We start from the raw sequence: 23,090 nt of genomic DNA on the forward strand, positions 1-23,090 counted from the left end.
CGGTCCCCTGTCTTGTTGTGGGTGTTGCCTATCCGATGACCAGCAGCGGCGCGCCGGGCGCGGCCTGCTCGCCGGGCCGGGCGAGCACGCGGCGCACGGTCCCCGCGACCGGGCAGGCCACGGGCATCTCCAGTTTCATCGCTTCGAGCACGACGACGGCGTCCCCGGCGGCCACGGTGTCGCCTTCGGCGACGTTGACGCGCCAGACGCTCGCGGCCATGGGCGCTTCCACGAGGGTCTCACCGGGGGCGAGCTCGATCGCGTCGGCGCCGCCGGGGGCGGGCTCGGTGTGGTCGCGGTCGAACTCCCCCGCGTCGGCCCAGCGCCGCCGCTCGGCCTCGAACGCGGCGGCCTGGCGGGTGCGGAACGCGTCGATGGACTCGGCGTTGTCGGCGAGGAGGCGCCGGTAGTCGGCGTACGCGAACGTCCCTTCGCGGATGTCGATCTCGGCGCGTCCGGCGGCGAGGTCGCGGCGGGTCTCGGCGAGCTGCTCCTCGGAGACGCGCTCGAAGACGACGCGGTCGAAGAAGCGCAAGAGCCACGGCAGGCCGTCCTTGAAGGAGGGGAGGTCGCGCAGGCCGGCCCAGATGGGGGCGGTGCGGCCGACGAGCTGGTAGCCGCCCGGGGAGTCCATGCCGTAGATGCACATGTAGGAGCCGCCGATGCCGACGGTGCCTTCGGCGGTCCAGGTGCGGGCCGGGCGAGGTACACGTCCCCGAGGCCGAGGACGAGCCATTCGGCGGCGGTGGCGATCCCGGCGACGTCCTCGACGGAGTCGAGGCCGTTGATGCGGCGGATGAACTCGATGTTCGAGGGGTTGAACAGGGCGTCGTCGCGGACGTTGGTGGAGTAGCGGGCGATGGCCTCGTCCACGACCGCGTCGTTCCAGGAGATCGGCAGGCGCACTTCGCGGGAGGGGACGGTCATGTCGCCGGTGTCGGGCAGGTCCGCTTCGAGTTCGGTGAGGAGCCCGGTGAGAGTGCGGATGGGGAGCACGTCGGGGTCGACGTGCAGGTGGAGGGAGCGCACGCCGGGGGTGGTGTCGATGAGCCCGGCGGGGTTCGCGGCGGCGAGGGCGTCCATGAGGGCGCCCACGCGCATGCGCAGCGCCAGGTCGAGGTGCATGGGCCCGTATTCGAGGAGGATCGCGTCGTCCCCGGCGCGGCGGTAGGCGACGGCGGGCCGGTCGTCGCCGCCTTCGACGAGCGCGAGGGTCGCTTCGTCGCGGGCGGCGTTCACGAGCGGGACGGGGGCCGCGGTGGGCTTCGCGCGCAGGCGGTCCGCCTCGGCCTCGGCCACGGGCAGGAACCGGACGGTGTCGCCGGGGCGCAGCTGCCCGAGCTTCCACCGGTCGGAGGTGGTGACGGTGAACGGGCACGCGAACCCGCCGAGGCTGGGCCCGTCGGGGCCGAGCAGCGCGGGCGTGTCGCCGGTGAAGTTGACGGTGCCGACCGAGTACGGGTTGTCGTGGAGGTTCGAGGGGTGGAGCCCGGCCTCGCCGCCGTCGGTGCGGGCCCACTCGGGGCGGGGGCCGTCGAGGCGCACCCCGGAGCGTCCGGCGTGGACCTGCACGGACCACTGGGCGTCGTAGATCCGCTCCATGTCGGCGACGGTGAAGTAGTGCGGGGCGGGCTGGGGCCCGGGGGTGACGGCGAGGGTCCACTCGTGGCCGAAGGACGGGCGGTCCGCCGCCGGGACCGGGGAGCAGGTCCCGGCGGCGGGGACCGGGAGGAGGCGGTCGCCCGCGCGCAGCTGGTCGCCGGTGTAGCCGCCGATGCGCCCGGGAGGGAACGTCGAGGCCGAGCCGAGGAACGTCGGGACGTCCAGTCCGCCTTGGAAGAGCACGTAGGTGCGGGCGCCCGCGTCGGCGATCGGGCCGACCGCGAGCTCCCCGCCCGCGGGCACCTCGATCGGGACCCACTGCTCGACGGGCGCGCCGTCGAGCGTGACGGGCGCGGGCGCGCCGGTGACGCACACCGTCACGGGCACGCCGAAGCGCAGCGTGGGGCCCGCGATCGTGCATTCGAGGCCCGGGACGCCCTCGTCGTTGCCGAGGGCGCGGTTGCCGAGCCGGAATGACAGGTCGTCCATCGGCCCCGACGGCGGCACCCCGACCTGCCAGTGGCCGATGCGGCCGGGGAAGTCCTGCACCGTGGTGAGGACCCCTGCTGCGATGACGTCGATGCGCGGGGAGGCGTCCTCGATGGTCGCGACGGTGCCCGTGTCGTGCTCGACGGCGAGCACCCGCGGGTCCGCGGCGGCGGCACGGAGCTGCCCGAGGTTGGTGTGGACCCCTTCGATCCGGGTGTCCCCCAGGGCGTCCGCGAGGGCGGCCCAGGCGGCTTCGCGGGTCGCGCCGGTCGTGATCACCTTCGCGAGCATCGGGTCGTAGACGGCGGGGACTTCGAGCCCGCGTTCGATCCACGTGTCGACGCGCGCCCCTTCGGGGAGGTCCACGCAGGTGAGGAGCCCGGCGCTGGGGAGGTGCCCGCGGGCGGGGTCCTCGGCGTAGACGCGGGCCTCCACGGCCGCGCCCGTCACGGCCGGACCGCTGTCGGGGACGCCGTCGAGGAAGCCGGTGTCGCCCGCGGCGGCGCGGATCATCCACTCCACCAGGTCGATCCCGAGGACGGCCTCGGTGACGGGGTGCTCGACCTGGAGGCGGGTGTTGAACTCCAGGAACGACGCCTCCTCGCGGTCGGCGTCGTAGATGAACTCGACGGTCCCCGCGGACAGGTACTTCGCCTCGGCGGCGAGCGCGCGGGCGGCGGCGTGCATGCCGTCCCGGACGGCGTCGGGCAGGCCGGGGGCCGGGGCCTCCTCGATGACCTTCTGGTGGCGGCGCTGGAGGGTGCAGTCGCGGTCGGCGAGGGAGACCACGCGACCCTCGCCGTCGCCGAAGACCTGGACCTCGACGTGCCTGGCGTGCAATACGTAGCGTTCGATATATACCGAGTCGTCTCCGAAGTTGTCGGCGGCTAGGCGCTTGACGGACGCGAACACCTCCGCGAGGGACCCGGGGTCCTCGGCGACGCGCATCCCGATGCCGCCGCCGCCCGCGGAGGCCTTGACGATGACCGGGTAGCCGACGGCCTCGGCGGCCGCGACGGCGTCGGCGGCGGTGTCGAGCGCGGCGGTCCCGGCGGCGAGCGGGACCCCGGCGAGGGTGGCGGCCTCGCGGGCGGTCACCTTGTCGCCGAACTGTTCGAGCTGCCCGGGGGTGGGGCCGATGAAGACGAGCCCGGCTTCGGCGACGCGGCGCGCGAACTCGGCGTTCTCGGCGAGGAACCCGTACCCGGGGTGGACGGCCTGCGCGCCGGTGTCCTTGGCGGCCGAGAGGATCGCGTCCACGTTGAGGTAGGACTCGGCGGGGGCCGCGGGCCCCACGCACACCGCCCGGTCGGCCTCGCGCACGTGCAGCGATGCGGCGTCGGCCTCGGAGTAGACGGCCACCGTCTCGATCCCGAGCCGGTGGGCGGTCCGGGTGATCCGCCGGGAGATCTCGCCGCGGTTGGCGATGAGGATGCGCTCGAACATGGGTCTCGCTCTCAAGGTGCTAGGGCCGGACGGCGTTCGCGAGGTGGGCCCAGGTCAGGGCGGCCTCGGCGCGGCCGACCACGATGGACCGGGACGTCTCGATGTGGCGGGTGAGGATCGCGGTCGCCTCGCCGTAGCGGCCGTCGAGGGCCCCTTCGGCGATGGCGATGTGCTCGGCGATGGTCGACTCCATGCGCTCCGCGGTGAAGTAGTCGAACATGCGGGCGGGCCGGATGCGGTTGTTCACGACCTTCAGGGCCTCGGCGAGCTGCGGGTTCCCCGAGGACGCCAGGAGCGTCAGGTGGTAGCGCTCGTCGGACTCCACGAACCCGGCGTCGGGCCCGGGCGGGGCGTCCCGCAGCCGGTACCAGCGGTCGAGCTCGGGGCCCAGGAGGTCCGGGTCGTGCTTGACGTCGGGGTCGGCGTCGGCGCGGGCGAGGCCACGCAGCTCCAGGGTCAGGCGCACCTCGTACAGGTCGTTGAGCTGGTCGATGCGCGGCCGGTACGGGTACAGGCCGTCCACTTCGCGGGAGACGAGCCCGTCGGCGGCGAGGCGGCTGAGCGCCTCGCGGACCGGGGTGCGCGAGACGCCGTAGTTCCCGGCGAGGCGCTCCTCGCCGAGCCGCCTGCCCGGCTCGTACCGGCCGTTCATGAGGTCGGCGCGCAGGGCCATGTAGACGCGTTCGGCAAGGGGGCCTTCGGTGTCCGGCAGCGGGGAGAAGCTCATATGGACATCGCCTCCCGGACGCGGGTCTCGGCCTCGGCGCCGGTGGGGCCCGAGGAGGCCACGCGCCCCGAGCGGAGCACGTAGTACCGGCTCGCGGCCTGGAGCGCGAACCCGAGGTGCTGCTCCACCAGGAGCACGGACAGGCCGCCGCGCTTCGCGAGGTCCACGATGGTGGACTCGATCTCGGCGACCACGTTCGGCTGGATGCCCTCGGTGGGCTCGTCGAGGATGAGCAGGCGCGGCTCGGTGATGAGCGCGCGGGCGATGGCGAGCTGCTGGCGCTGGCCGCCGGAGAGCAGGCCCGCCTGGCGGCCCAGGAGCGGGCGGAGCGCCGGGAACAGGTCGAGCTGCGCGTCGATGAGGGCCCGGCCCCGCTTGCGCCCGTCGGCGACGAGGCGCAGGTTCTCCCCCGCGGTGAGGTGCGCGAAGCACTGCTGGCCCTGGGGGACGTACGCCATTCCGGCTTTGACGCGCTTGTTCGCGGCCTTCCCGGTGATGTCGGCGCCGTCGAGCTCGACGGCGCCCTTCATGGCGGGCAGGAGGCCTACGACTGCGCGCAGGAGCGTGGTCTTCCCGGCCCCGTTGTGGCCCATGACGGAGACGACCTCGTCGGGGCCGACCTCCAGGTCCACGCCGTGGACGACGGCCGAGCGGCCGTACCCGCAGGTGAGGTCATGCAGTCGCAGCATCGGCGCTCTCCTTCGCGGTGCCGAGGTAGACCTCCTGGACGCGGGGGTCGTCGGAGACCTCGTCGACGGTGCCGGTGGCGAGCACGGCCCCGGCGTGGAGGACGGTGACGCGGGAGGCGAACGCGCGCATGAAGTCCATGTCGTGCTCGACCACGGCGACGGCCCGGTCGGCGGCGATGTCGTGGAGGAGCCGCCCGGTGGTCTCGCGCTCCTCGTGGCCCATCCCGGCGATCGGCTCGTCGAGCAGGAGCACGTCGGCGTCGCCGACCAGGAGCATCCCGATCTCCAGCCACTGCTTCTCGCCGTGCGCGAGGATGCCCGCGGGCGTGTCGGCCCGGTCCCCCAGGCCGATGCGCTCCATGGTGTCCACCACGTGCTGCGGCAGGCGCCTGCGGCGGCGCAGGAGCGTCCACGGGGAGCGCCCGGCCCCGGCCGCGATGTCGAGGTTCTGCGCGACCGTGAGGTTCTCGAAGACCGTGGCGGTCTGGAAGGTCCGGCCGATCCCCTTGCGGGCGATGTGGTGGACCTTCCTGCCGCGCAGCTCCTCGCCGTCCTTGACGACCGAGCCGGTGTACTTCGCGAGGCCGGTGATGGCGTCCACGAGGGTGGTCTTCCCCGCGCCGTTGGGGCCGATGAGGAAGTGCACCTCCCCGCGGTGGAGTTCGAGGTCCACGCCCGCGACGGCCTTGAACCCGTCGAACGCGACTTCGATGTGCTTGCAGCTCAATGCGGCACTCATGCGGCGGCCTCCACTGGTTTGCGCTGGAACCGTTTCGTGACGGCGGCGATCGAGGCGATCCCGCCGGGGAGCAGGGCGATGACGAGGACGAACAGGAGCCCCTGGGCGTAGGTCCACGCCGACGGGAACTGCTCGGACAGGGCGGTCTGGGCCCAGGCGACGGCGAGCGCGCCGACCACGGGCCCGGCCAGGCTCGCGCGGCCGCCGATGGCGACGCCGAGGAGGAACATGATCGAGGGGACGATCCCGATGCTCGCCGGGGAGATGATCCCCACGATCGGCACGAACACCGCGCCCGCGACGGACGCGAACAGGGCGGCGACGGCGTAGGCGACGACCTTGACGTTCGCGGCGTCGTAGCCGAGGAACCGCACGCGCTCCTCGGCGTCGCGCACGGCCACGAGCAGCTCGCCGTAGCGGGAGCGGCGCAGCTGGAGGCTCACGGCGACGACGACGAGGAGGACCCCGGCGGCGACGAAGTAGAGCATCTGCTGGTTGACCGGGTCGTCGAGGTTGTACCCGAAGAAGTACCGGAACCGGCTGAGGCCGTTGAACCCGCCGAGGGACTGCTGCCCGATGAGGAGGATCGCGAAGGCCCCGGCGAGGGCCTGGGAGAGGATCGCGAAGTAGGCGCCCTTGACGCGGCGCTTGAAGACCGCCAGGCCCAGGAGCACCGCGAACGCGGTCGGCAGGACGAGGATCGCCGCGATCGTGAACCCCGCGGAGGAGAACGGGGCCCAGTAGGCGGGGAGTTCGCGGATGCCCGCGAGCTCCATGAAGTCGGGGACGGCGCCGGGGCCGTTCCTGAACTCGGCGTCGGCCATCTTCAGGTGCATGGCCATCAGGTAGGCGCCCATGCCGAAGAACACGCCCTGCCCGAGGGTGAGCATCCCGCCGCGACCCCAGGCGAGGCCGATGCCGACCGCGACGATCGCGTAGCACAGGAACTGGGCGAGCAGGCCGAGCCGGAAGCCCGACAGGAGCAGGGGCGCGAGGCCGAAGAGGACGAGCGCGGCGGCGGCGAAGCCGGTCCAGGTCCCCGCGCGGGTCTTGAAGAAGTCGCTCATGCGAGGCTCCTGGTTCGCAGTGTGAACAGGCCCTGCGGGCGCAGTTGCAGGAAGACGACGATGACGATGAAGACGCCGACCTTCGCGAGGGAGGCCGTCGAGTACGTCTCGAAGACCGCTTGCAGCGCACCGAGGGAGACGGCGGCGACCACCGCGCCCTTGATGCGGCCCAGGCCGCCCGCGACGACCACGAGGAACGCGTCCACGAGGTAGGACTGCCCGGTCGTGGGGCTGGTGGACCCGATGAGCGTCAGGGCGACGCCCGCGACCCCGGCGAGGCCCGAGCCGATGAAGAACGTCGCGGCGTCCACGGTCCGCGAGGAGATCCCCGCGGTCTCGGCGAGGTCCCGGTTGCCCACGACGGCGCGGATGCGCCGCCCGGCGGGCGTGAACCGCAGGACCAGGGCGACGGCGGTGACCGACAGGACCGCCAGCGCCATGATGAACAGGCGGGTCTTGGGGACGGTGACGCCGAGGAGGTCGACGCCGCCGCGCAGGGCCTCGGGGACGGTCACGTTCACCGCGGGCGCCCCGAAGACGTCGCGGGCGGCCTGCTGGAGGATGAGGCCGACGCCGAAGGTGACCAGGAGCGTGTCGAGCGGCCGGTGGTAGAGGCGCCGCAGGAGCAGCGCCTCCAGGACCAGGCCCATGGCGCCGCCGACGAGGAAGCCGACGGGGAGGGCGATCAGGAGGGAGGCGCCGGCGTCCCCGACGATCTGCTGCACGACGTAGGCGGTGTAGCAGCCGGCCATGATGAACTCGCCGTGCGCCATGTTGACGACGCCCATCTGGCCGAAGGTGAGCGAGAGGCCGAGCGCTGCGAGGAGCAGGATCGAGCCGGTGCTCAGGCCGGTGAAGAGCTGTCCTACGAGGAGGTCCACGGTGTCTCCTTCCTGATCGCCGGGGGTGCTACTCGGTCACCGCGAGGTCGGCGGCCCAGTCGTAGCCGTCGAGGAACGGGTCGGGCTCGATGGGGCCCTCGGACTCCCACACGGTGTAGAGGAGGCCGTCGGCGTCGATGCGGCCGATGCGGGCGGTCTTGGTGACGTGGTGGTTGTCGCCGTCGATGACGACGGTCCCTTCGGGGGAGTCGAAGGAGACGCCGTCGGCGGCGGCCTGGACGTCCTCCACGGCGAAGGACCCGGCCTTCTCGACGGTGGCGGCCCACAGGTGCACGGAGTTGTAGGCGGCCTCCATGGGGTCGGAGGTGACGCGGTCGGCGCCGTACGCGGTCTTGAAGGCCTCGACGAACGCGGTGTTGGCGGGCGAGTCGACGGTCTGGTAGTAGTTCCAGGCGGCGAGCTGGCCTTCGATGTTCTCGACGCCGATGCCGCCGACCTCTTCTTCGGCGATGGAGACGCTCATGACGGGCATGTCGGCGGCGGTGAGGCCGACGTTGGCGTACTCGCGGAAGAACGCGACGTTCGAGTCGCCGTTGAGGGTGTTGAACACGGCGTCGGCGTCGGCGGCCTTGACCTGGTTGATGATCGTGGAGAACTCGGTGGACCCGAGGGTCACGTAGTCCTCGCCGAGCACTTCGATGCCGTGGGCCTCGGCGTAGGCGTTGATGATGGCGTTGGCGGTGCGGGGGAAGACGTAGTCGGAGCCGACGAGGTAGATCGACTTGACGCCGGTCTCGGCGAGGTAGTCGAGGGCGGGAATGATCTGCTGGTTCGTGGTGGCGCCGGTGTAGAAGATGTTCTCGGAGGCTTCGAGGCCCTCGTACTGGACGGGGTAGTACAGGAGCGAGTCGTTGTCCTCGAAGACCGGGAGCATGGCCTTGCGGGAGGCGGAGGTCCAGCCGCCGAAGACGGCGGCGACGCAGTCCTCGCGGATGAGCTTCTCGGCCTTCTCGGCGAACACGGTCGGCTCGGACGCGCCGTCCTCGGCGACGATCTCGATCTGCTTGCCCTGCACGCCTCCTGCGGCGTTGACCTCGTCGACGGCGAGGGTGATGGCGTCGCGGACGGTGGTCTCGGAGATGGCCATGGTGCCGGAGAGGGAGTTGAGGGCGCCGACCTTGACGGTGTCGCCGGAGGTGTCCACGCAGGACTCAGCGGCGGCGGTCTCCTCGCCCGCGCGGGAGCCGCACGCGGCGGTGGCGACGAGGCCGGTGATGGCGGCGGTGGCGGCGAGGGCGCGGGCGAGGTGCCGGGCTTTGGGCTTGAAGCGGTGTGGCATGTGCAGAGGACCTTTCGCAGAGGAGCGTCCCGGGACGGAGGGGTGCCGGGTCTGCAAGGGGGCATCGCCGCTGGTCGCGGCGGTGTACGGGTGCGTATACAGCGTCGTATCCGCTCTGGGTACAAGGTATGGGCGCGATGTTTCGCCGCCGTTCGCTTCGGGCACGGGCCCGTGAACTCTCGTTGCCCGCGTGTAAAGAAGCGCGCACAACGAAGGGCGCCGCCCCTGGAGGCGGCGCCCTTCGCTTCGTTGTTCGCTAGTCCGGCGTGCGCCGCAGCCGGACCGCTCCGGCCCAGACGCGGACGGCGGCCGCGACGAGCGCGGCGGCGCCGAGGGCGGTGAGCAGCCACGCCACGTCGGGCGCGATCCCGAAGAACGCGGCCCGGCTCGGCGCCAGGCCCGGCACGAGCGCGAAGGACACGTACGCGGTGGCGAGCGCGGCGAGGACCCAGCAGGCCATGCCGGTGATGAGCATCGGGCGGTTCGCCTTGCGGGCCTTGCCCAGGCGCAGGAACGTGAGGAAGACCGTGGCGGCGGCCGCGAGGAGCAGGACGCAGAGGCCGACGAGGAGCGAGGGGTACAGCAGGTCGGCCTCGGGCTCGGCGGGCTCGCCTCCGGCGAGCATCCGGGCGGCGCCGAGCATGGTCCCGATGAGCGCGGCGTCCTCGAAGTGGCCGTACCGGTTCTGGACCACGACGACGGCGCGGTCCAGTTCGGGCAGGAGGATCACGCCCGCGGAGAAGCCGGGGGCGCCGCCGGTGTGCCACACGGTGCTCGTGCCGAGGTCGGCGTTGCGGGTGTCGACGCGCCAGCCCAGGCCGTAGTCGACGGTGTCGTTCACTTCGACCGCGCCCGTGCGGGTCTCGGCCACCGACTCGGGAGTGAGGATCGCGGACTCGCCGAGCTGGTCGACGGCGAACGCGGTGAGGTCCTGGATGTTCCCGCCGAGGTAGCCGTAGGAGGGGCCGGTCTGGTCGTAGCGGGTCTTCACCGGGTACGCCTGCCCGAAGGCGACGGCGTGGCCGCGCGGGACGTCGGCGGCGTCCTCGGCGGTGGCGACCGCGCCGGTCATGCCGAGCGGGTCGAGGACCGCTTCGTGCAGGTACTGCTCGTAGGGCATCCCGGCGGCGGCCTCCACGACGGCCCCGGCGATCACGTAGTTGGCGCTGGCGTACTCGAAGGCGGTGCCGGGGTCGGCGACCGGGTCGACGTCCGCGAGGTCGGCGACGGCGTCGCCGTAGGGGTCGTCGTGGTGCTCGAACCGGTCGGTGAGCCCGGTGCCCTCGGGGATGCCGGTGGTCTGCCGGAGGAGGTCGCGCACGGTGATGCGGTCGGAGCGGTCCTCGTCGGCGAGCGCGAAGTCCGGGAGGTAGGCGGTCACGGGTTCGTCGAGGTCGATGCGGCCGTCCTCGACGAGGGTCATGACGGCGGTCGCGGTGACGGGCTTGGCGACCGATCCCCACAGGAACGGGGTCCCGAGGTCGACCGGGTCGCCGGAGCCGTCGGCGCCCCAGGCGGCGGTGTGGGACTCCCCGTCGAGGTCGACGATGGAGTAGGCGGCGCCGGGGACGCCGGTCTCGGCGAACCGCTCCTCAAGGTACTCGGCGACGTCGGAGGAGAGCCGCTCCTCGGCGGCGGCCTGCGGCAGTGGGAGCAGCGGGGTGAAGGCCGCGAGCGCGGCGACGGCGGCTGGGAGGTGCATGGGCGTTCCCTGGGTGTCGGGGGTCCTGGCGATAACCATACGTCGGTATGGCTACGGGATAACCATACATCGGTATGATTATCGGGTGCCGAGGACCGCAGACCACGATCTCCGCCGCGCCCAGATGGCCGCGGCGGTGCACCGACTCATCGCCCACGACGGCCTCGACGCGGCCACGATGTCGGCCGTCGCCCGCGAGGCCGGGTTCTCGGTCGGCCTGGTGCAGCACTACTTCGCGTCCAAGGACGGCCTCCTCCTCTTCGCCTACGAGCGCCTCACCGCCGACCTCCTCGCCCGCGTCGCCGCCCGCACCGCCGACGGCGAGGCCGCGGGCCGCTCCATCCGCGCCATCATGCTCGACTGCCTCGCCGAGCTGCTCCCCCTCGACGCCGCCCGCCGCGGCGAGCACCGCGTCTCCCGCGCCTTCCAGGCCCGCGCCATGGACGACCCGACCGCCGCCGAAGTCGCCGTCGCCACCGCCGCGGACCTCCGCGCCCGCGTCGCCCGGGGCATCGCCAACGGCAGGGAATGCGGCGAGACCGACCCCGCCACCGACCCCGACCTGGCCGCCACCGAGCTCACCGCCCTCGTCGACGGCCTCGCCGACCACGTCTACCGGGAACCCGCCCGCGCGACCGCGGCCGGAGCGATCCTCGCCGCCCGCCTGGCGGACCTCCTCCCCGGCCGCTGCCGCCACTACGACTGAGCCGGTGGTGCAGGGGGCACCACGGAGCGGGCAGTGCGCGGGATCGATCGGAGGCGTTCGGGGCCATAGCGTTCAGGGCATGACAACGATCTTCTCCGCCGCAGTCCTGGCGATCGGCCTCGCCGCCGCGCCCGCCGTCCACACTCCCGAGCCGGGGCTCGACACCGAGGCGCTGGAGGCGGCGCTGGATGCGTTCACGGACGCGGGCGACCAGTCCGCGGTCGTGGAGGTGCGGGACGGCGACGAGGTGTGGGCAGAAGGTGTGGGGCCGCGGAGTTTCAAGCCGACCTGGACGAGCCGCTCGACGCGTACCTGCCGGGCCTGCTCCCCTACGACGACCAGCCCACCGTCAGGGAGCTGATGCGGCACCAGGGCCGCGTGCCCGACTACCTGCCGCACCTGTACGCGTCGGTGTTCGAGAGCGGCGACATGACCGACTTCTACGCGAACCACCGCACCTACTACAGCCCCGAGGAGCTCGTGGCGATCGGCGCCCAGGGCCCGCGGCCGACCGGCTTCGCCTACTCCAACACCGGGTACACGGCCCTCGGGATGCTCATCGAGGAGGTCACCGGGAACCCCCTCGGCGAGGAGATGGAGGCGCGGGTCTTCGAGCCCGCCGGGCTCGCCGACACCTACTTCGCCGACCCGGACTCCTCGGGCGTCCGCGGCCCGCACCCCGTCCCGTACCTGAGCACCGGCGACGCGGCCCGCCCCTATGTGGACACCTCCAAGCTCTCCGCGAGCCAGCTGTGGGCCGCGGGCGCGGTCGTCTCCACCATGCACGACCTCAACGACTTCTACGACGCCCTGGTGGACGGCACCCTCCTCACCCCGGCCCAGCTCGCCGAGGCCACCGACTTCCAGGAGACCGGCAGGAGCTTCGACTACGGGCTGGGCCTCTTCGGCATCACAATCGAATGCGACGGCGGCCCCGAGATGTTCTTCGGCCACGACGGCGACAGCCTCGGCCACGAGACCCAGTCGTTCCACTCCCTCGACGGCGACCGCCAGATCTCCCTGGCCTGGAACGCCGCCGACCGCCACGGCTACCACGACGGCGACGCCTTCGACGCGGCCGTGGACGACCTGCTGCGCATTGCCCTGTGCGCCGACGCGTAACGCGCCCTTGAGGTGCCGGGCGACCAGCTCGGTGCGGCTGGCGGTCCCGGTCTTGGCGAGCAGGCGCGACATGTGGACCTCGACGGTGCGCTGCGAGATGCCCAGGGCCGCGGCGATCCGGCGGTTCGAGTCGCCGCGCGCGGCCGCGGCGAGGACCTCGGACTCGCGGGCGGTGAGGACGGGCGCGTCCGCCAGGGACCGCAGGAGGGCCTCGGCGGCGTCGCGCGCCGCGCCGGGCCAGCGCTCCAGGAGCGCGACGGCCTTGCGCGCGTGGAAGAGCGCGGTGTCGCGGTCGCCGGCGGCAGCGGCGGCGAGGCGGTGGGCGATCCCGGACCACGCGGGCAGGCGGTGCGCGGTCGCGGCGTCGGCGAGGGCGAGGACCCCGTCCCGGTCGCCCGCGGCGGCGCGGGCGCTCATCCAGAACAGGGCCGCGGCCGGGTCCGCGGCCGGGGCGGGGACCGCGCCGAGGCAGTCGGTCAGGAACCGCTGCGCGGCGGTGAATCCGATCGTCGGGAGCGCGAGGCGCGCGGCCTCGATGACGCGGCCTTCGCGGCGGCGGTGCAGGTCGGGCGGGACGGCGTCGCGGTAGGCGCGCAGGGCGGCCTCGACCTCGGGGCGGCGGCCGCGGTGCGCGGCGACGGCGACCGCGAGCCAGTGCGGGTACGTGACGACCCAGCCCTGGTCCATGCCCGCGACGAGGTCGAGGCCCTCGCGGCAGAGGCGTTCGGCCGCTTCGAGGTCGCCGCGTTCGACGGCGAGGAGCCCGGCCTTCGCGGCGAGCGCGGCGCGCTCGTGCGGGTCGGACTCCTCGCGGGCGCGGGCGCTGAGGAGGTCCCAGGCGCGGCCGAGGTCGCCGAAGCGCATCGCGGCGTCGGCGCCGACGCGCGTGATCTTCCCGCCCCACGAGGCCATGCCGAGGTCGCCGACGGCGGCCACGGCGCGGTCGAACAGCCGCCACGCCTGGGTCTCGGGGAGGTCCGCGAGGTGGACGGCCAGGAGGTTGTTCACGGCGCGGCTGAGTTTGCGCAGGTCGCCCGCGGCCTCGGCGTCGCGCCACACGCCGGTCAGGAGGCGCACCGCCGCGTCGGTGTCGCCCAGGTAGTACAGGGCGGTGGCGCGGCTGATGGCGGCCGAGCGGCGCTGCACGTCGAGGCCGTGCGCGGCCAGGAGCGGTTCGGCCGCGTCGCACAGCGCGGGGATCGGCTCGTACTGCTCGGCGCGCACGTACGCCATGGCGCGGCCGGTGGCGCAGCGGGCGGCCTCGACGCTGCCGGGGGCCGCGAGCGCTTCGGCCGCTTCGAGGTTGCGCCACTGGTCCTGGACCCGCCCCTGGTGCCAGTCCACTTCGGCGAGGTGGAGGAGCGCGATGCACCGCACGGCGTCGTCGCCGGCGGCGGCGGCGAGGTGCCCGAAATGGACGCGGGCGGCGGCGTAGTCCCCCGCGAGGAGCGCCGCCCGGGCGGCGGTGGCGCGCAGGCCCTCGTGGCCGGGGGCGAGTTCGAGGGCGCTCTCGGCGGTGCGCTGCGCGGACTCGGTGTGCCAGTCGGCGAGCCGGCGGGCGGCGGTGCGGTCGGCGGCGGCGACCACCAGGTAGGCGTCGCCGAGGGCGCGGGCGTGGACGGCGGTCGCGGGGTCGTCGCCGCGGGCCAGCGCGGCGGCGAGGGCCGCGGTGTGGACGGCGGCGGCTTCGGCGGGGAGCGCGGTGGCGGCGAACGCCTCCCGCATGAGCGCGTGGGGGAAGCGCAGGTCGGGGCCGTCGTGGTGGAGGACGCCCGCGGCGGTGAGCTGCGGGAGGGCCCGGTCGAGGGGGCCGAGGACGGCCGCGGCGACGTCGACGGGGGTGCGCTCGCCGAGGAGGGCGAGGCCGCGGGCGAGCCGCCAGGCGTCCTCGTCGGCTCCGGCGAGGCGGGCGCGCACGAGGGACGCGAGGCGTCCCGGCAGCGGTGCGGCGGGGGCTCCGGCGGCGGCGAGTTCCTTGACCCAGAACGGGTTCCCGCCGGTGCGGCGGTGGACGGCGCGGGCGTGCGGGACATCGCGGCCCAGGAGCGCGCCGGTCTCGGCGACGGTGAGGGGCCGCAGGGCGATCGTGTCGGCGGTGCGGGCGGCGGCGAGGCGCGCGAGCGTGCGCGCGGCGGCCGCGGGGTGGCGTGACTCCGCGGGCGGTCGCGTGGCGGCGAGGAGGAGCACGGGGAGGTCCCAGGCGGCGGCGAGTTCGGCCCACAGGGCGAGGCTCTCGGGATCGAGCCAGTGGAGGTCGTCGGCGGCAAGGAGCGCGGGGCCGTCGCCGACGAGGCGGCGGAGGGTGCGGACGGCGCCGCGCAGGAGCGCGCCGTCGGGGAGCGGCGCGGGCGCCTCGGCGGGCTCCTGGCGCAGGGCCCGCCACAGGCGGGGGTCGGTGCCGCCGGGAGGCACGGTCTCGGCGGTGGCGGCGGCGAACCAGTCGTGGGGCGCGGCGGCGTCGGCGCGGGCGGTGCCGACGAGCAGGAGCGGCGGGGCGAGGGCGGCGGCCGCCTCGCGCAGGAGCCGGGTCTTGCCGATGCCCGCTTCGCCGACGAGGGTGACGGCGGCGGGTCCGTCCCCTGCGGCGACCGAGTCCCAAGCCGCGGCGATGCGCGCGAGCTCGGCGTCGCGGGCGATGAGCGGGGACATGGGGCCAAGGCTAGCGGGGCGGGCGCGTACGTGGAAACACGTATTGCGGCGCTCGGGCGCACGGGCGAGGCTGTCGCCATGGGTTTCAATGGGAATGAACCGGCGGTCGAGGTGCGGGGCCTGGTCCGCGACTTCGCCGTGAAGGGCGGCCCGCCGCGGCGGGCCCTGGACGACTTCGACCTGGCCGTCGCGCCCGGGGAGGTCCACGGGCTGCTGGGCCCGAACGGGGCGGGCAAGACGACGCTGTGCAAGATCCTCTCGACGGTGCTGCTGCCGACGGCGGGGACGGCGCGGGTGCGGGGCCTGGACGTCGTCGCCGACGCCAAGCGGGTGCGCCCGCTCCTGGGCATCGTGTTCGGCGGCGAGCGGGGCCTGTATGCGCGGATGACGGCGGCGCAGAACCTGCGGTTCTGGGCGGCGCTGTACGGGCACGGCCGCCGCGAGGGGCGGCGGCGCGCCGCGGAGCTGCTGGAGCGGGTGGGCCTGGGTCCGCGCGCCGACGAGGCGGTCGAGACGTTCTCGCGGGGCATGAAGCAGCGCCTGCACCTGGCGCGGGGGCTCGTCGGGGACCCGCGGGTGCTGCTGCTGGACGAGCCGACGGTGGGCATGGACCCGGTGTCGGCGCACGAGTTCCGGGATCTGGTGGAGGACCTGCGGGCCGAGGGCCGCGCGGTGCTGCTGACGACGCACGACATGGCCGAGGCCGAGGCGCTGTGCGACCGGGTGTCGTTCATCGACGGCGGGCGGCTGCTGCGGTGCGAGGACCCGCGGGTCCTCGGGGAGCTCCTGTCGCGGCACGAGCGGGTCCGCGCCTCGGGCGTCCCCGAGGCGCTGGCGGCGCGGCTCGCGGCGCTGCCGGGGGTGGAGCGGGTCCGGGCGACCGGGCCGGGCGCGGTCCTGGTCGAGACCGACCGCGGCGGGGCGGCGCTGCCGGTGCTGCGCACGCTCGTTGAGGCGGGCGTGACCGACGTGTCGACCGCGCCGCCGAGCCTCGAAGAGGTGTACCTGCACCTCATCGGGGACCGCGGGATGGCGGTGCGGCCGTGAGGGGCTCCTCCCCCGCGTTCTGGGCCGCGGCCCGGTTCCAGCTCGGCGAGTTCCGGCGCGACCCCGGGACGCTCCTCATGCTCGTCACTGCGCCGTTCTTCGCGGTGATCCTCCTGTCGGTCACCGAGCACGGCGGCCGGGCGGACCTGGCGCCGTACGCGATCCTCGCGCCCGCCGTGATGGCCTCGATCGGCATGGCGGTCATGGAGGCGGGCGAGACGATCTTCCGCGACCGCACCGCCGGGGTGCTGGAGGCGGTCCTGACGACCCCCGCGCCGCTGGCGACGGTCCTCCTGGGGCGGATCGCGGCGATCACGGTGGTCAGCCTGGCCGGGATCGCCGAGTGCTGGCTGGTCGGGGCGGTCGGGTTCGGCGTGGTCGTGCACGTGGCCCACCCGCTGGTGTTCGCGCTGACGCTGGCCGCGACGGCGGCGGGGATCGCGGCGACCGGGGTGCTCATGGCCGCGGTGTTCGTCGTCGGGCGGAACGTGCGGAGCTTCCAGAACTCGCTGACGTTCCCGCTGTACCTCCTCGGCGGCGCGATGCTCCCGGTGGCGCTATTGCCGTCCGGGGTCGAGGCGCTCTCGCGCGTGTTCTTCCTGTCGTGGGCCACGGACCTGCTCCGCGACAGCCTCGCGCCGGAGCCGGTGGCCGCGTTCTGGCCGCGCCTGGCCGCGGTGCTCGGCCTGGCGGCCGCGACGTTCGCCGCCGGGTCCTGGCTCTCGCACCGCCTCGTGCGGCGCGTCCGGCGCAACGGGACGGTGGGGTTCGCGTGAACGCGATCGCGGTGCTGCGGCAGACGATGTGGTCGGGCTGGACCGACCTGCGGATCGTCTACACGCCCACGACGTGGGCGTTCGGCTGGATGATGCGGGTCCTGTGCCAGGTGGTCTTCTACTCGACGCTCGGCGCGCTGCTGGGCGACCCCGAGCGCACCCGCTTCCTCCTGGTCGGCGCGGCGGTCTTCATCGCCGTCAACGAGACCATGATGGCCTCGGCGTCGACGACCTGGGAGCGCGGCAGCGGCACGCTGTCGCTCCTGGCGGCGGCCCCGGCGGGCATGGTCGTCGTCCTCGCCGCCCGAAGCTGGTTCTGGATCGCGTCCGGCACGCTCTCGTCCTCGATCGCGCTCCTCGCGCTGGCCCCGTTCTCCGGTCTGCGCCTGGGCCTCGGCGACTCGCTCGCGGCCGTGGCCCTGATCCTGCTGACGGCCCTGACGAACTACGCGGTCGGCCTGTGCTGCGGGAGCCTCTCGCTGCGCTTCCACCGGCTCCGCAACGTCTTCTCGAACATCACGCTCCTGACGATGACCGCCGTCTGCGGCGTCATGGTCCCGACGTCCTTCTGGCCCGCCGGCGTCCAATGGCTCGCCGCGGCCTTCCCCGCCTCCCACGCACTGGAGGCGGTCCGCCTCGCCATAGCCGACGCCCCCGCCGCAGCGGTCCTGGCAGAGGCGGCCCTCGCCGCCGGCACCTCCGCACTCTGGCTCGCCCTCGCGGCCGCGTCCCTGTGGTGGTTCCAGACCGACGCGAGGCGAACCGGCTCGATCGACTTCGGCGACTAGCCCTCGGCGGGCGGCGGGGCGGTGGCGAGACCGTAGAGGGTGACGGCGAGGGCGAGGGTGGCGTAGAGGGAGATCGCCGCGGTCGTGCCGGAGGCGTCGAAGAGGAGGAGCGCGACGATCGGGGCGAACGCGCCGCCCGCGACCCCGGCGAGCTGGTAGCCCAGGGAGGTGCCGGAGTAGCGGACGCTCGTGGGGAACAGCTCGGCGATGAACGCGGCCTGCGGGCCGTACATCGCGGCGTGGGCGGCGAGGGCCACGACCACGGCGGTGACGACCAGCCACGTCGAGCCGGTGTCCAGGAGCGGGAAGAACGCCCAGGCCCAGGCCATCGAGGCGACCGCGCCCGCGGCGGCGATCCCCCTGCGGCCGTAGCGGTCCGAGAGGCGGCCGAACCAGGGCACGAGCGCCAGCTGCACGGTCGAGCCGATGACGACGGCGGTGAGGCCGACGCCCGAGGGCAGGCCCACCCGGTCTTCGAGGTGCGTCAGCAGGTACAGCGTGAAGATGTAGAACGCGACGTCGACGCCGACGCGCGCGCAGAACGAGGCGGCCAGCGCGCGCCGGTGCCCGACCCAGACCTCCCGGAGCGGGTTGGCGCCGCGGGCGGGCAGCCCGGCGAACATGGGCGACTCGTCCACGTTGCCGCGGATCCACAGTCCGACGAGGGCGAGGGCCGCGGAGATGAGGAACGGGAGCCGCCAGCCCCAGGTGGCGAAGGCGGCCTCGTCGAGGACGGCGTTGCAGAGGGCGAGGACGCCGACGGCGGCGATGTTGCCCGCGGGGACGCCGAACTGGACCCATGCGGCGGCGAGACCCCACCGGGGTCGGTCGGTGTGCTCGATGGACAGCAGGACCGCGCCGCCCCATTCGCCGCCGAGGCTGAGGCCCTGGGCGAAGCGGAGGAGGACGAGGAGGACCGCGGCGGTGGTGCCGATGGAGGCGTGGGTGGGCAGGATGCCGATGAGGAAGGTGGACATGCCCATGACCAGGAGGGTCACCGAGAGGACCTGGCGGCGGCCGTACCGGTCGCCGAGGTAGCCGAAGACGATGCTGCCGATGGGGCGGGCGATGAAGCCGACGCCGTAGGTGGCGAACGCGAGGAGCGTGCCGGTGGCGGGGGCGCCGCCGGGGAAGAACAGCGGCTGGAAGACGAGGACGGCGGCGGTGCCGTAGAGGAAGAAGTCGTACCAGGCGAGGGAGGTGCCGACGGCGCAGGCGGCGATGACCTGCCGCGGGGTGCGGGTGCGCGGGGCGGTGGCGGTGCTCATTCGCATCCTTCGAACTGCGGGATGGGCGGGTCGGCGACGTCGAGTCCTTCGGCGGCGAACCACTCCTGGAGGATCAGGGCCATGGAGCCGTCGGTGTACATCTCGGCGATGGCGCGGTTGAGGGCCTCGCATCCGGCGGTGTCGCCGGGGCGCAGGCCGATGCCGATGCGCTCGTTGGAGAAGCGGATGTCGAGGATCTCCAGGTCGAGGTCGGGGCGGGAGTGCTTGAGTCCGGCGAGGATGAACTCGTCGGTGGCGAGGGCGTCGGCCTCGCTGCGGGCGAGGACGTCGAGGCACTCGGGGTAGGAGTCCACTTCGTAGGTGTCGACCTGGACGCCGTGCTCGTCCCTGATGCGGGCGATGACGTTGGAGCCGGTGGAGTCGCAGACGGTCTTGCCTTCGAGGTCCTGGAGGGTGGTGATCGAGTCGTCGCCGGCGCGGACCATGACGTTGAAGGACTCCAGGACGTAGGGTCCGGCGAAGTCGATGAGCTGCTTGCGTTCGGCGGTGATGGAGTACGCGGCGACGACCATGTCGACCCGGCCGTCCTGGAGGGCCTGTTCGCGGTCGCGGTTGGCGACGGGGACCCATTGGGGCTCGGCCCCGAGTTCGGCGGCGAGGCGCTCGGCGACGTCGATCTCGAACCCGGCGAGGTCGCCGTCCTCGCCGGGGGCGCTGAGGAGCTCGTAGTCGTCGGGGACGCCGATGCGCACGACGTCCTTGTCCACGATGGATTCGGTGCCGTCGGTCGCGCAGGCGCCGGTCGCGAGGAGGGCGGCGGCGCACAGGACACTGGCGGTGCGTCTCATCGGAACTCCCTGAGTCGTGGGGCGAGGCCGCTGAAGGTGAGGACGAACAGCGAGACCATGGCCGCGGGCAGGAGGAACGCGAAGTCGGCGATGGCGTCCTCGCCCTCGCCCACGGCGTCGTCGAAGGTGTCGAGGCGGTTCCCGACGAGGTGGGCGAGGTCCCCTTCGTACGCGGCGAGCGCGCCGGTGACCCCGCGGAGCCGCTCGGCGGCGCCGGCGCCGGTGTCGGCGCGCATGTCGGCGTCGGCGTCGATGAGCGCGGTGTAGGACGCGATGACGGCGTCCCCGTCGGCGGCGCCGCCGGTCCCGGCGGCGATGAGGCCCTGGTCGGTAGCGCTGCCGAGGCCGTTGCGGTAGTCGTCGAGGTTCCCCGCCCCGGTGACGTAGAGCAGCTGCTGGGCCTTGTCGAGGAACGTCTGCTCGTAGACGCTGGCGCGGGCGGGGTCGAGGAGGGTGCGGACCTGGTCGGCGTGGAGGCTGTTCGAGATCGCCTCGGCGCGTTTGAGGGCCATGGTCGTGTCGAAGCCGTCGGTCTTGGCCTCGTCGAGGGCGTCGCGTTCGGCGTCGAGGACGACGAGGCCGGTGAACAGGTAGAGGGCGGTGACGGCGGTGGCGACCAGGAGCGAGGGGTTGAGGAGGCGGCGGAAGGCGCGGGCGAGGTGGAGTTGCAGCCAGCCGAGGGCCAGGAGGGCGGCGGCCCCGGTGGCGGCGACGGCGGCGAGGCCGAAGCCGATGGCGTCCTGGGCGTCGTCGTGGGACTCGCGGACGATGGTGCCGTTCTCCAGGGTGAGGTTGTAGGCCTGCGGGAGGATCCAGCCCTGCATGAGGTCGGCGGCGTCGCGGTAGGCGGCGAGGACGTCCTCGGGAACCTGGCCCGCGGGATAGTCGGCGAGGTCGGCGAGGAGGAGGGCCTCGGCCGCGAGCTGCTCGTACTCCCCGTAGTAGCCCATGATCGACTCGACGGTGTCGCGCTGGGTCTGCGCGGCCCCGGCGAGGCGGTTGGCTTCGAGGAGGTATTCGGCGATGTCGCCGCGCAGGGCCGCGTACTCGCGGAGGGCGGCCCCGGTCTCGACGGGGGCGTCGCGGCCGAGGAGGAGCACGGTGGCGACCTGCGTGTCGGCGTCGCTGAGGGCGAGGTAGAGGTCCGCGGTGGCGACGACCTGGCGGCCGGACTCGTGGCCGATGACGTCGAGGGCGCCGCGGGCGGCGAACGCGGCGGTGCCGAGGAGGATGAACATGGCGGCGAGGGCGGCGACCGCGACGGCGGCGCGGACCCACAGGGAGCGGGCCCCGGCGGCGCCGCGGGCGAGTCCGAGGCGGCCGAGGGCGGCCGTGTCAGGTGCGGCGGTCACGGGCGGCTCCCATCGGTGGGCTTGCGGCGCAGGCGGATCGCGGTCCAGAACCCGAGGTTGACGGTCTCGTCGGGGCCGATCGCGCGGGGCGCGCCGGGTTCGAGCCTGGTTCCAGCGACGTAGGTGCCGTTCTTGGAGTCGAGGTCGGTGACGGTCCAGTCGTCGCCGTCGCGCTGGAGGACCGCGTGGAGGCGGGAGACGCCGAGGTCGGCGGCGGGCCGCTCGGCGAGGTTCACGGGCGGCGGCGGCCGGGGCGGGTCGCGGAGGTCGTGGACGCGGCCGATCTCGGCGGCGGCCCCGTCGAGGCGCACGGCCCGCTCGGGCGCGTAGTCGGGGAACGGGGGCCGCTCGTCGCCGCCGGTCGCCCGCGTCTCGTCGTAGTAGGCGCGGTCGGCGGTGACGACCGCCTCGAAGTCGGCGACGGCGACGGGCGGGGCGAGCGGCTCGGGCCCGGTCGACTGCTTCGCGCCGCAGTGCGGGCAGTACGCGTTGCCGCCCGGCTGGGCCTTCCCGCAGGAGGGGCAGCGGACGGGCGGGGCGGCGGGCGCGGTCGGCAGGCGCGGCAGGCCCACCGAGTCCGACATGGGCATGTCGCACTCGCTGCACGCGTCGGGGTCGGTGGAGCGGTGGCCGCTGGGGCAGAGGTAGGTCACGTCGGGTCCTCCTTGCGGCCCATGACCGCCGAGCTCTTCTCGGTGTCGAACCGCTGCGACCCGGTGTACAGCTCGTCGGCCCGGTCGAGGTCGCGCTTGATGGTGACGCTCCGGGTGACCGGGTCGATCTCGGCGATCCGCGCGAGCGTGTCCTTCATGCCCGCGAAGCCGCCGTCCTCGGCCTTCTCGTAGGCGCGCGCGACCTCCCTTGTGGCGGTGTCGAAGTCGCGGGCGCGGACGGCGGCGAGGATGCGGCCGATGTCCTCGCTGAGTTCGAGCTGCCCGGTGAGGGCGGCGACCTTCGGGTCGAACGCGAGGAACAGCGAGTGGTCCTCGGTCCAGCCGACCTCGATCCGGTCCCCGGCGAGGCGCTCGCCGCCGCGGCGGACCTCGACGCGGACGTTCTCGCGCATGCCCGCGTCGGTCGCCGGGAAGCGCAGCCCCAGCACGTACTCGCGCTCCTCGGCGCCCCACGCCGCCAGGGGGAACGCCCAGCCGCGGCCGTCGAGCGGCCGGTGGCCGGGGACGAGGTCCACGACCGGCCCCATCTGGTCCATGGAGACGAGCTCGGTCTCCTCGGAGGCGAAGACCCGCAGCTCGACGCCGTCGGCGGCCTTGGACATGGCGCGCTCGGAGATGTCCGCGAAGTACGCGGGCAGCTCGTCGAGCCGCTCGCAGAACTTGAAGCGGCCCTGGAACGCCTCCGCGATCTCGGCGAGCTGCGCGGGGCTCCAGTTGAGGCCGATGCCGACCGAGTCGCAGCCGAACCGACCGCGGCAGTATTCGAGGTCGCGGCGGAAGTCCTCGGGCTTCTGGGTGACAAGCCCGTCGGTGAGGAGCAGGACGTGCCCGATCGCGTCGGGGCGGGAGGCGAGGAGGTCGGCGGCGTGGCGGAGCCAGACGCCGGTCCGGGTGGAGCTGCCGCACTTCATGGCGTCGATCGCCTTCGCGGCCGCGCGGCGGGTCGAGCGGGTCGCGCGGGTGAGCGTGCCGTCGCGCGGGTACTGCGGCACGGCCTCGTAGCCGCCCGCGACGACGGCGAACAGCGCGCCGTCGCGCACGACCTCCAGCGCCGACTTCGCGGCGCGCTTGGCCTGGTCCAGCTTCGCGCCGCTCATCGACTCGGACCGGTCGATGACGATCACCTCGGCGACCTCGGCCGCGGGGTCCGCGCCGGTGCCGCACGTGACCGTGAGCGCGGCGGTGAGGTCGGTGCGGCCGGATTCGATCCAGGGGTTGCAGCCGACGCTGAGGGTGAATTCGGGGTCCATCGGTCCT

17 protein-coding genes and 2 pseudogenes are annotated in these 23,090 nt (G+C 73.9%); 5 read left to right on the top strand and 14 right to left on the bottom strand.

Annotation, left to right across the window (positions count from 1 at the left end; translation table 11 throughout):
* Positions 1-28: 28 nt before the first annotated feature.
* From uca to ACFFXY_RS23730, 8 genes and pseudogenes are all read right to left on the bottom strand, one after another.
* A pseudogene (gene uca, locus ACFFXY_RS23695) lies at positions 29-3,537 on the bottom strand (urea carboxylase).
* Positions 3,538-3,556: 19 nt separating this feature from the next.
* A complete protein-coding gene (locus tag ACFFXY_RS23700) occupies positions 3,557-4,264 on the bottom strand; it encodes a GntR family transcriptional regulator (protein ID WP_382356469.1) in 708 nt (235 codons plus the stop codon).
* On the bottom strand, positions 4,261-4,953 hold the full coding sequence (gene urtE, locus ACFFXY_RS23705; protein ID WP_382356471.1) for an urea ABC transporter ATP-binding subunit UrtE: 693 nt from the start codon (positions 4,951-4,953) through the stop codon (positions 4,261-4,263). Before urtE ends, ACFFXY_RS23700 begins: the two co-directional genes overlap by 4 nt.
* The gene (gene urtD, locus ACFFXY_RS23710) at positions 4,937-5,692 is read right to left on the bottom strand and encodes an urea ABC transporter ATP-binding protein UrtD (protein ID WP_382356473.1); all 756 of its coding nucleotides are present in this window, start codon (positions 5,690-5,692) and stop codon (positions 4,937-4,939) included. The genes urtE and urtD overlap by 17 nt, the downstream gene beginning before the upstream one ends.
* Entirely contained in the window at positions 5,689-6,759 is a 1,071-nt protein-coding gene (gene urtC, locus ACFFXY_RS23715) for an urea ABC transporter permease subunit UrtC (RefSeq protein ID WP_382356475.1), read from the bottom strand. The genes urtD and urtC overlap by 4 nt, the downstream gene beginning before the upstream one ends.
* The gene (gene urtB / locus ACFFXY_RS23720; RefSeq protein ID WP_382356477.1) at positions 6,756-7,640 is read right to left on the bottom strand and encodes an urea ABC transporter permease subunit UrtB; all 885 of its coding nucleotides are present in this window, start codon (positions 7,638-7,640) and stop codon (positions 6,756-6,758) included. The genes urtC and urtB overlap by 4 nt, the downstream gene beginning before the upstream one ends.
* Before the next feature lie 28 nt (positions 7,641-7,668).
* Complete coding sequence (gene urtA, locus ACFFXY_RS23725; protein ID WP_382356479.1) at positions 7,669-8,940, bottom strand: urea ABC transporter substrate-binding protein; 1,272 nt, start codon at positions 8,938-8,940, stop codon at positions 7,669-7,671.
* 256 nt (positions 8,941-9,196) lie between these two features.
* A complete protein-coding gene (locus ACFFXY_RS23730; protein WP_382356481.1) occupies positions 9,197-10,642 on the bottom strand; it encodes a serine hydrolase domain-containing protein in 1,446 nt (481 codons plus the stop codon).
* A gap of 85 nt (positions 10,643-10,727) precedes the next feature.
* On the opposite strand from ACFFXY_RS23730, the gene ACFFXY_RS23735 reads away from it, so the two are divergent.
* Both ACFFXY_RS23735 and ACFFXY_RS23740 read left to right on the top strand, forming a co-directional pair.
* Positions 10,728-11,348, top strand: a complete 621-nt coding sequence (locus tag ACFFXY_RS23735; RefSeq protein WP_382356483.1) for a TetR/AcrR family transcriptional regulator — start codon at positions 10,728-10,730, stop codon at positions 11,346-11,348.
* Between the two features lie 249 nt (positions 11,349-11,597).
* Positions 11,598-12,470: a serine hydrolase domain-containing protein gene (locus tag ACFFXY_RS23740; protein ID WP_382356726.1), complete on the top strand. Its 873-nt coding sequence runs from the start codon at positions 11,598-11,600 to the stop codon at positions 12,468-12,470.
* Positions 12,471-12,503: 33 nt separating this feature from the next.
* Here the strand turns inward: ACFFXY_RS23740 and ACFFXY_RS23745 are convergent.
* A pseudogene (locus tag ACFFXY_RS23745) lies at positions 12,504-15,119 on the bottom strand (helix-turn-helix transcriptional regulator); the annotation flags it as partial.
* Between the two features lie 78 nt (positions 15,120-15,197).
* Between ACFFXY_RS23745 and ACFFXY_RS23750 the strand changes: the two are divergent.
* The 3 genes from ACFFXY_RS23750 to ACFFXY_RS23760 are packed head-to-tail and all read left to right on the top strand — an operon-like array spanning position 15,198 to position 17,730.
* A complete protein-coding gene (locus ACFFXY_RS23750) occupies positions 15,198-16,166 on the top strand; it encodes an ABC transporter ATP-binding protein (protein WP_382356485.1) in 969 nt (322 codons plus the stop codon).
* Positions 16,163-16,942 carry an ABC transporter permease gene (locus ACFFXY_RS23755; RefSeq protein ID WP_382356487.1) on the top strand — a complete coding sequence of 260 codons (780 nt, stop codon included), beginning with the start codon at positions 16,163-16,165 and terminating at the stop codon, positions 16,940-16,942. The genes ACFFXY_RS23750 and ACFFXY_RS23755 overlap by 4 nt, the downstream gene beginning before the upstream one ends.
* A complete protein-coding gene (locus tag ACFFXY_RS23760; protein WP_382356489.1) occupies positions 16,939-17,730 on the top strand; it encodes an ABC transporter permease in 792 nt (263 codons plus the stop codon). Before ACFFXY_RS23755 ends, ACFFXY_RS23760 begins: the two co-directional genes overlap by 4 nt.
* Here ACFFXY_RS23760 and ACFFXY_RS23765 read toward each other — a convergent pair.
* The 5 genes from ACFFXY_RS23765 to ACFFXY_RS23785 are packed head-to-tail and all read right to left on the bottom strand — an operon-like array spanning position 17,727 to position 23,083.
* Positions 17,727-18,998, bottom strand: a complete 1,272-nt coding sequence (locus tag ACFFXY_RS23765) for an MFS transporter (RefSeq protein WP_382356491.1) — start codon at positions 18,996-18,998, stop codon at positions 17,727-17,729. The genes ACFFXY_RS23760 and ACFFXY_RS23765 overlap by 4 nt on opposite strands.
* Positions 18,995-19,807: a substrate-binding periplasmic protein gene (locus ACFFXY_RS23770; protein WP_382356493.1), complete on the bottom strand. Its 813-nt coding sequence runs from the start codon at positions 19,805-19,807 to the stop codon at positions 18,995-18,997. Before ACFFXY_RS23770 ends, ACFFXY_RS23765 begins: the two co-directional genes overlap by 4 nt.
* The gene (locus ACFFXY_RS23775) at positions 19,804-21,159 is read right to left on the bottom strand and encodes a GlnX family signal transduction membrane protein (RefSeq protein WP_382356495.1); all 1,356 of its coding nucleotides are present in this window, start codon (positions 21,157-21,159) and stop codon (positions 19,804-19,806) included. Before ACFFXY_RS23775 ends, ACFFXY_RS23770 begins: the two co-directional genes overlap by 4 nt.
* On the bottom strand, positions 21,156-21,812 hold the full coding sequence (locus ACFFXY_RS23780) for an FHA domain-containing protein (RefSeq protein WP_382356497.1): 657 nt from the start codon (positions 21,810-21,812) through the stop codon (positions 21,156-21,158). The genes ACFFXY_RS23775 and ACFFXY_RS23780 overlap by 4 nt, the downstream gene beginning before the upstream one ends.
* On the bottom strand, positions 21,809-23,083 hold the full coding sequence (locus ACFFXY_RS23785) for a vWA domain-containing protein (RefSeq protein ID WP_382356499.1): 1,275 nt from the start codon (positions 23,081-23,083) through the stop codon (positions 21,809-21,811). The genes ACFFXY_RS23780 and ACFFXY_RS23785 overlap by 4 nt, the downstream gene beginning before the upstream one ends.
* Positions 23,084-23,090: the final 7 nt, after the last annotated feature.

The organism is Glycomyces mayteni, assembly GCF_042428885.1.
Classification (GTDB): domain Bacteria; phylum Actinomycetota; class Actinomycetes; order Mycobacteriales; family Micromonosporaceae; genus Glycomyces; species Glycomyces mayteni.

Excerpts from the sequence above, each read along its gene's own strand:
- ACFFXY_RS23750 (WP_382356485.1), top strand. The coding sequence starts at position 15,198 with ATGGGTTTCAATGGGAATGAACCGGCGGTCGAGGTGCGGGGCCTGGTC.
- urtE (WP_382356471.1), bottom strand. The coding sequence starts at position 4,953 with ATGCTGCGACTGCATGACCTCACCTGCGGGTACGGCCGCTCGGCCGTC.
- ACFFXY_RS23785 (WP_382356499.1), bottom strand. The coding sequence starts at position 23,083 with ATGGACCCCGAATTCACCCTCAGCGTCGGCTGCAACCCCTGGATCGAA.
- urtC (WP_382356475.1), bottom strand. The coding sequence starts at position 6,759 with ATGAGCGACTTCTTCAAGACCCGCGCGGGGACCTGGACCGGCTTCGCC.
- ACFFXY_RS23770 (WP_382356493.1), bottom strand. The coding sequence starts at position 19,807 with ATGAGACGCACCGCCAGTGTCCTGTGCGCCGCCGCCCTCCTCGCGACC.
- urtA (WP_382356479.1), bottom strand. The coding sequence starts at position 8,940 with ATGCCACACCGCTTCAAGCCCAAAGCCCGGCACCTCGCCCGCGCCCTC.
- ACFFXY_RS23765 (WP_382356491.1), bottom strand. The coding sequence starts at position 18,998 with ATGAGCACCGCCACCGCCCCGCGCACCCGCACCCCGCGGCAGGTCATC.
- ACFFXY_RS23700 (WP_382356469.1), bottom strand. The coding sequence starts at position 4,264 with ATGAGCTTCTCCCCGCTGCCGGACACCGAAGGCCCCCTTGCCGAACGC.
- urtD (WP_382356473.1), bottom strand. The coding sequence starts at position 5,692 with ATGAGTGCCGCATTGAGCTGCAAGCACATCGAAGTCGCGTTCGACGGG.
- ACFFXY_RS23730 (WP_382356481.1), bottom strand. The coding sequence starts at position 10,642 with ATGCACCTCCCAGCCGCCGTCGCCGCGCTCGCGGCCTTCACCCCGCTG.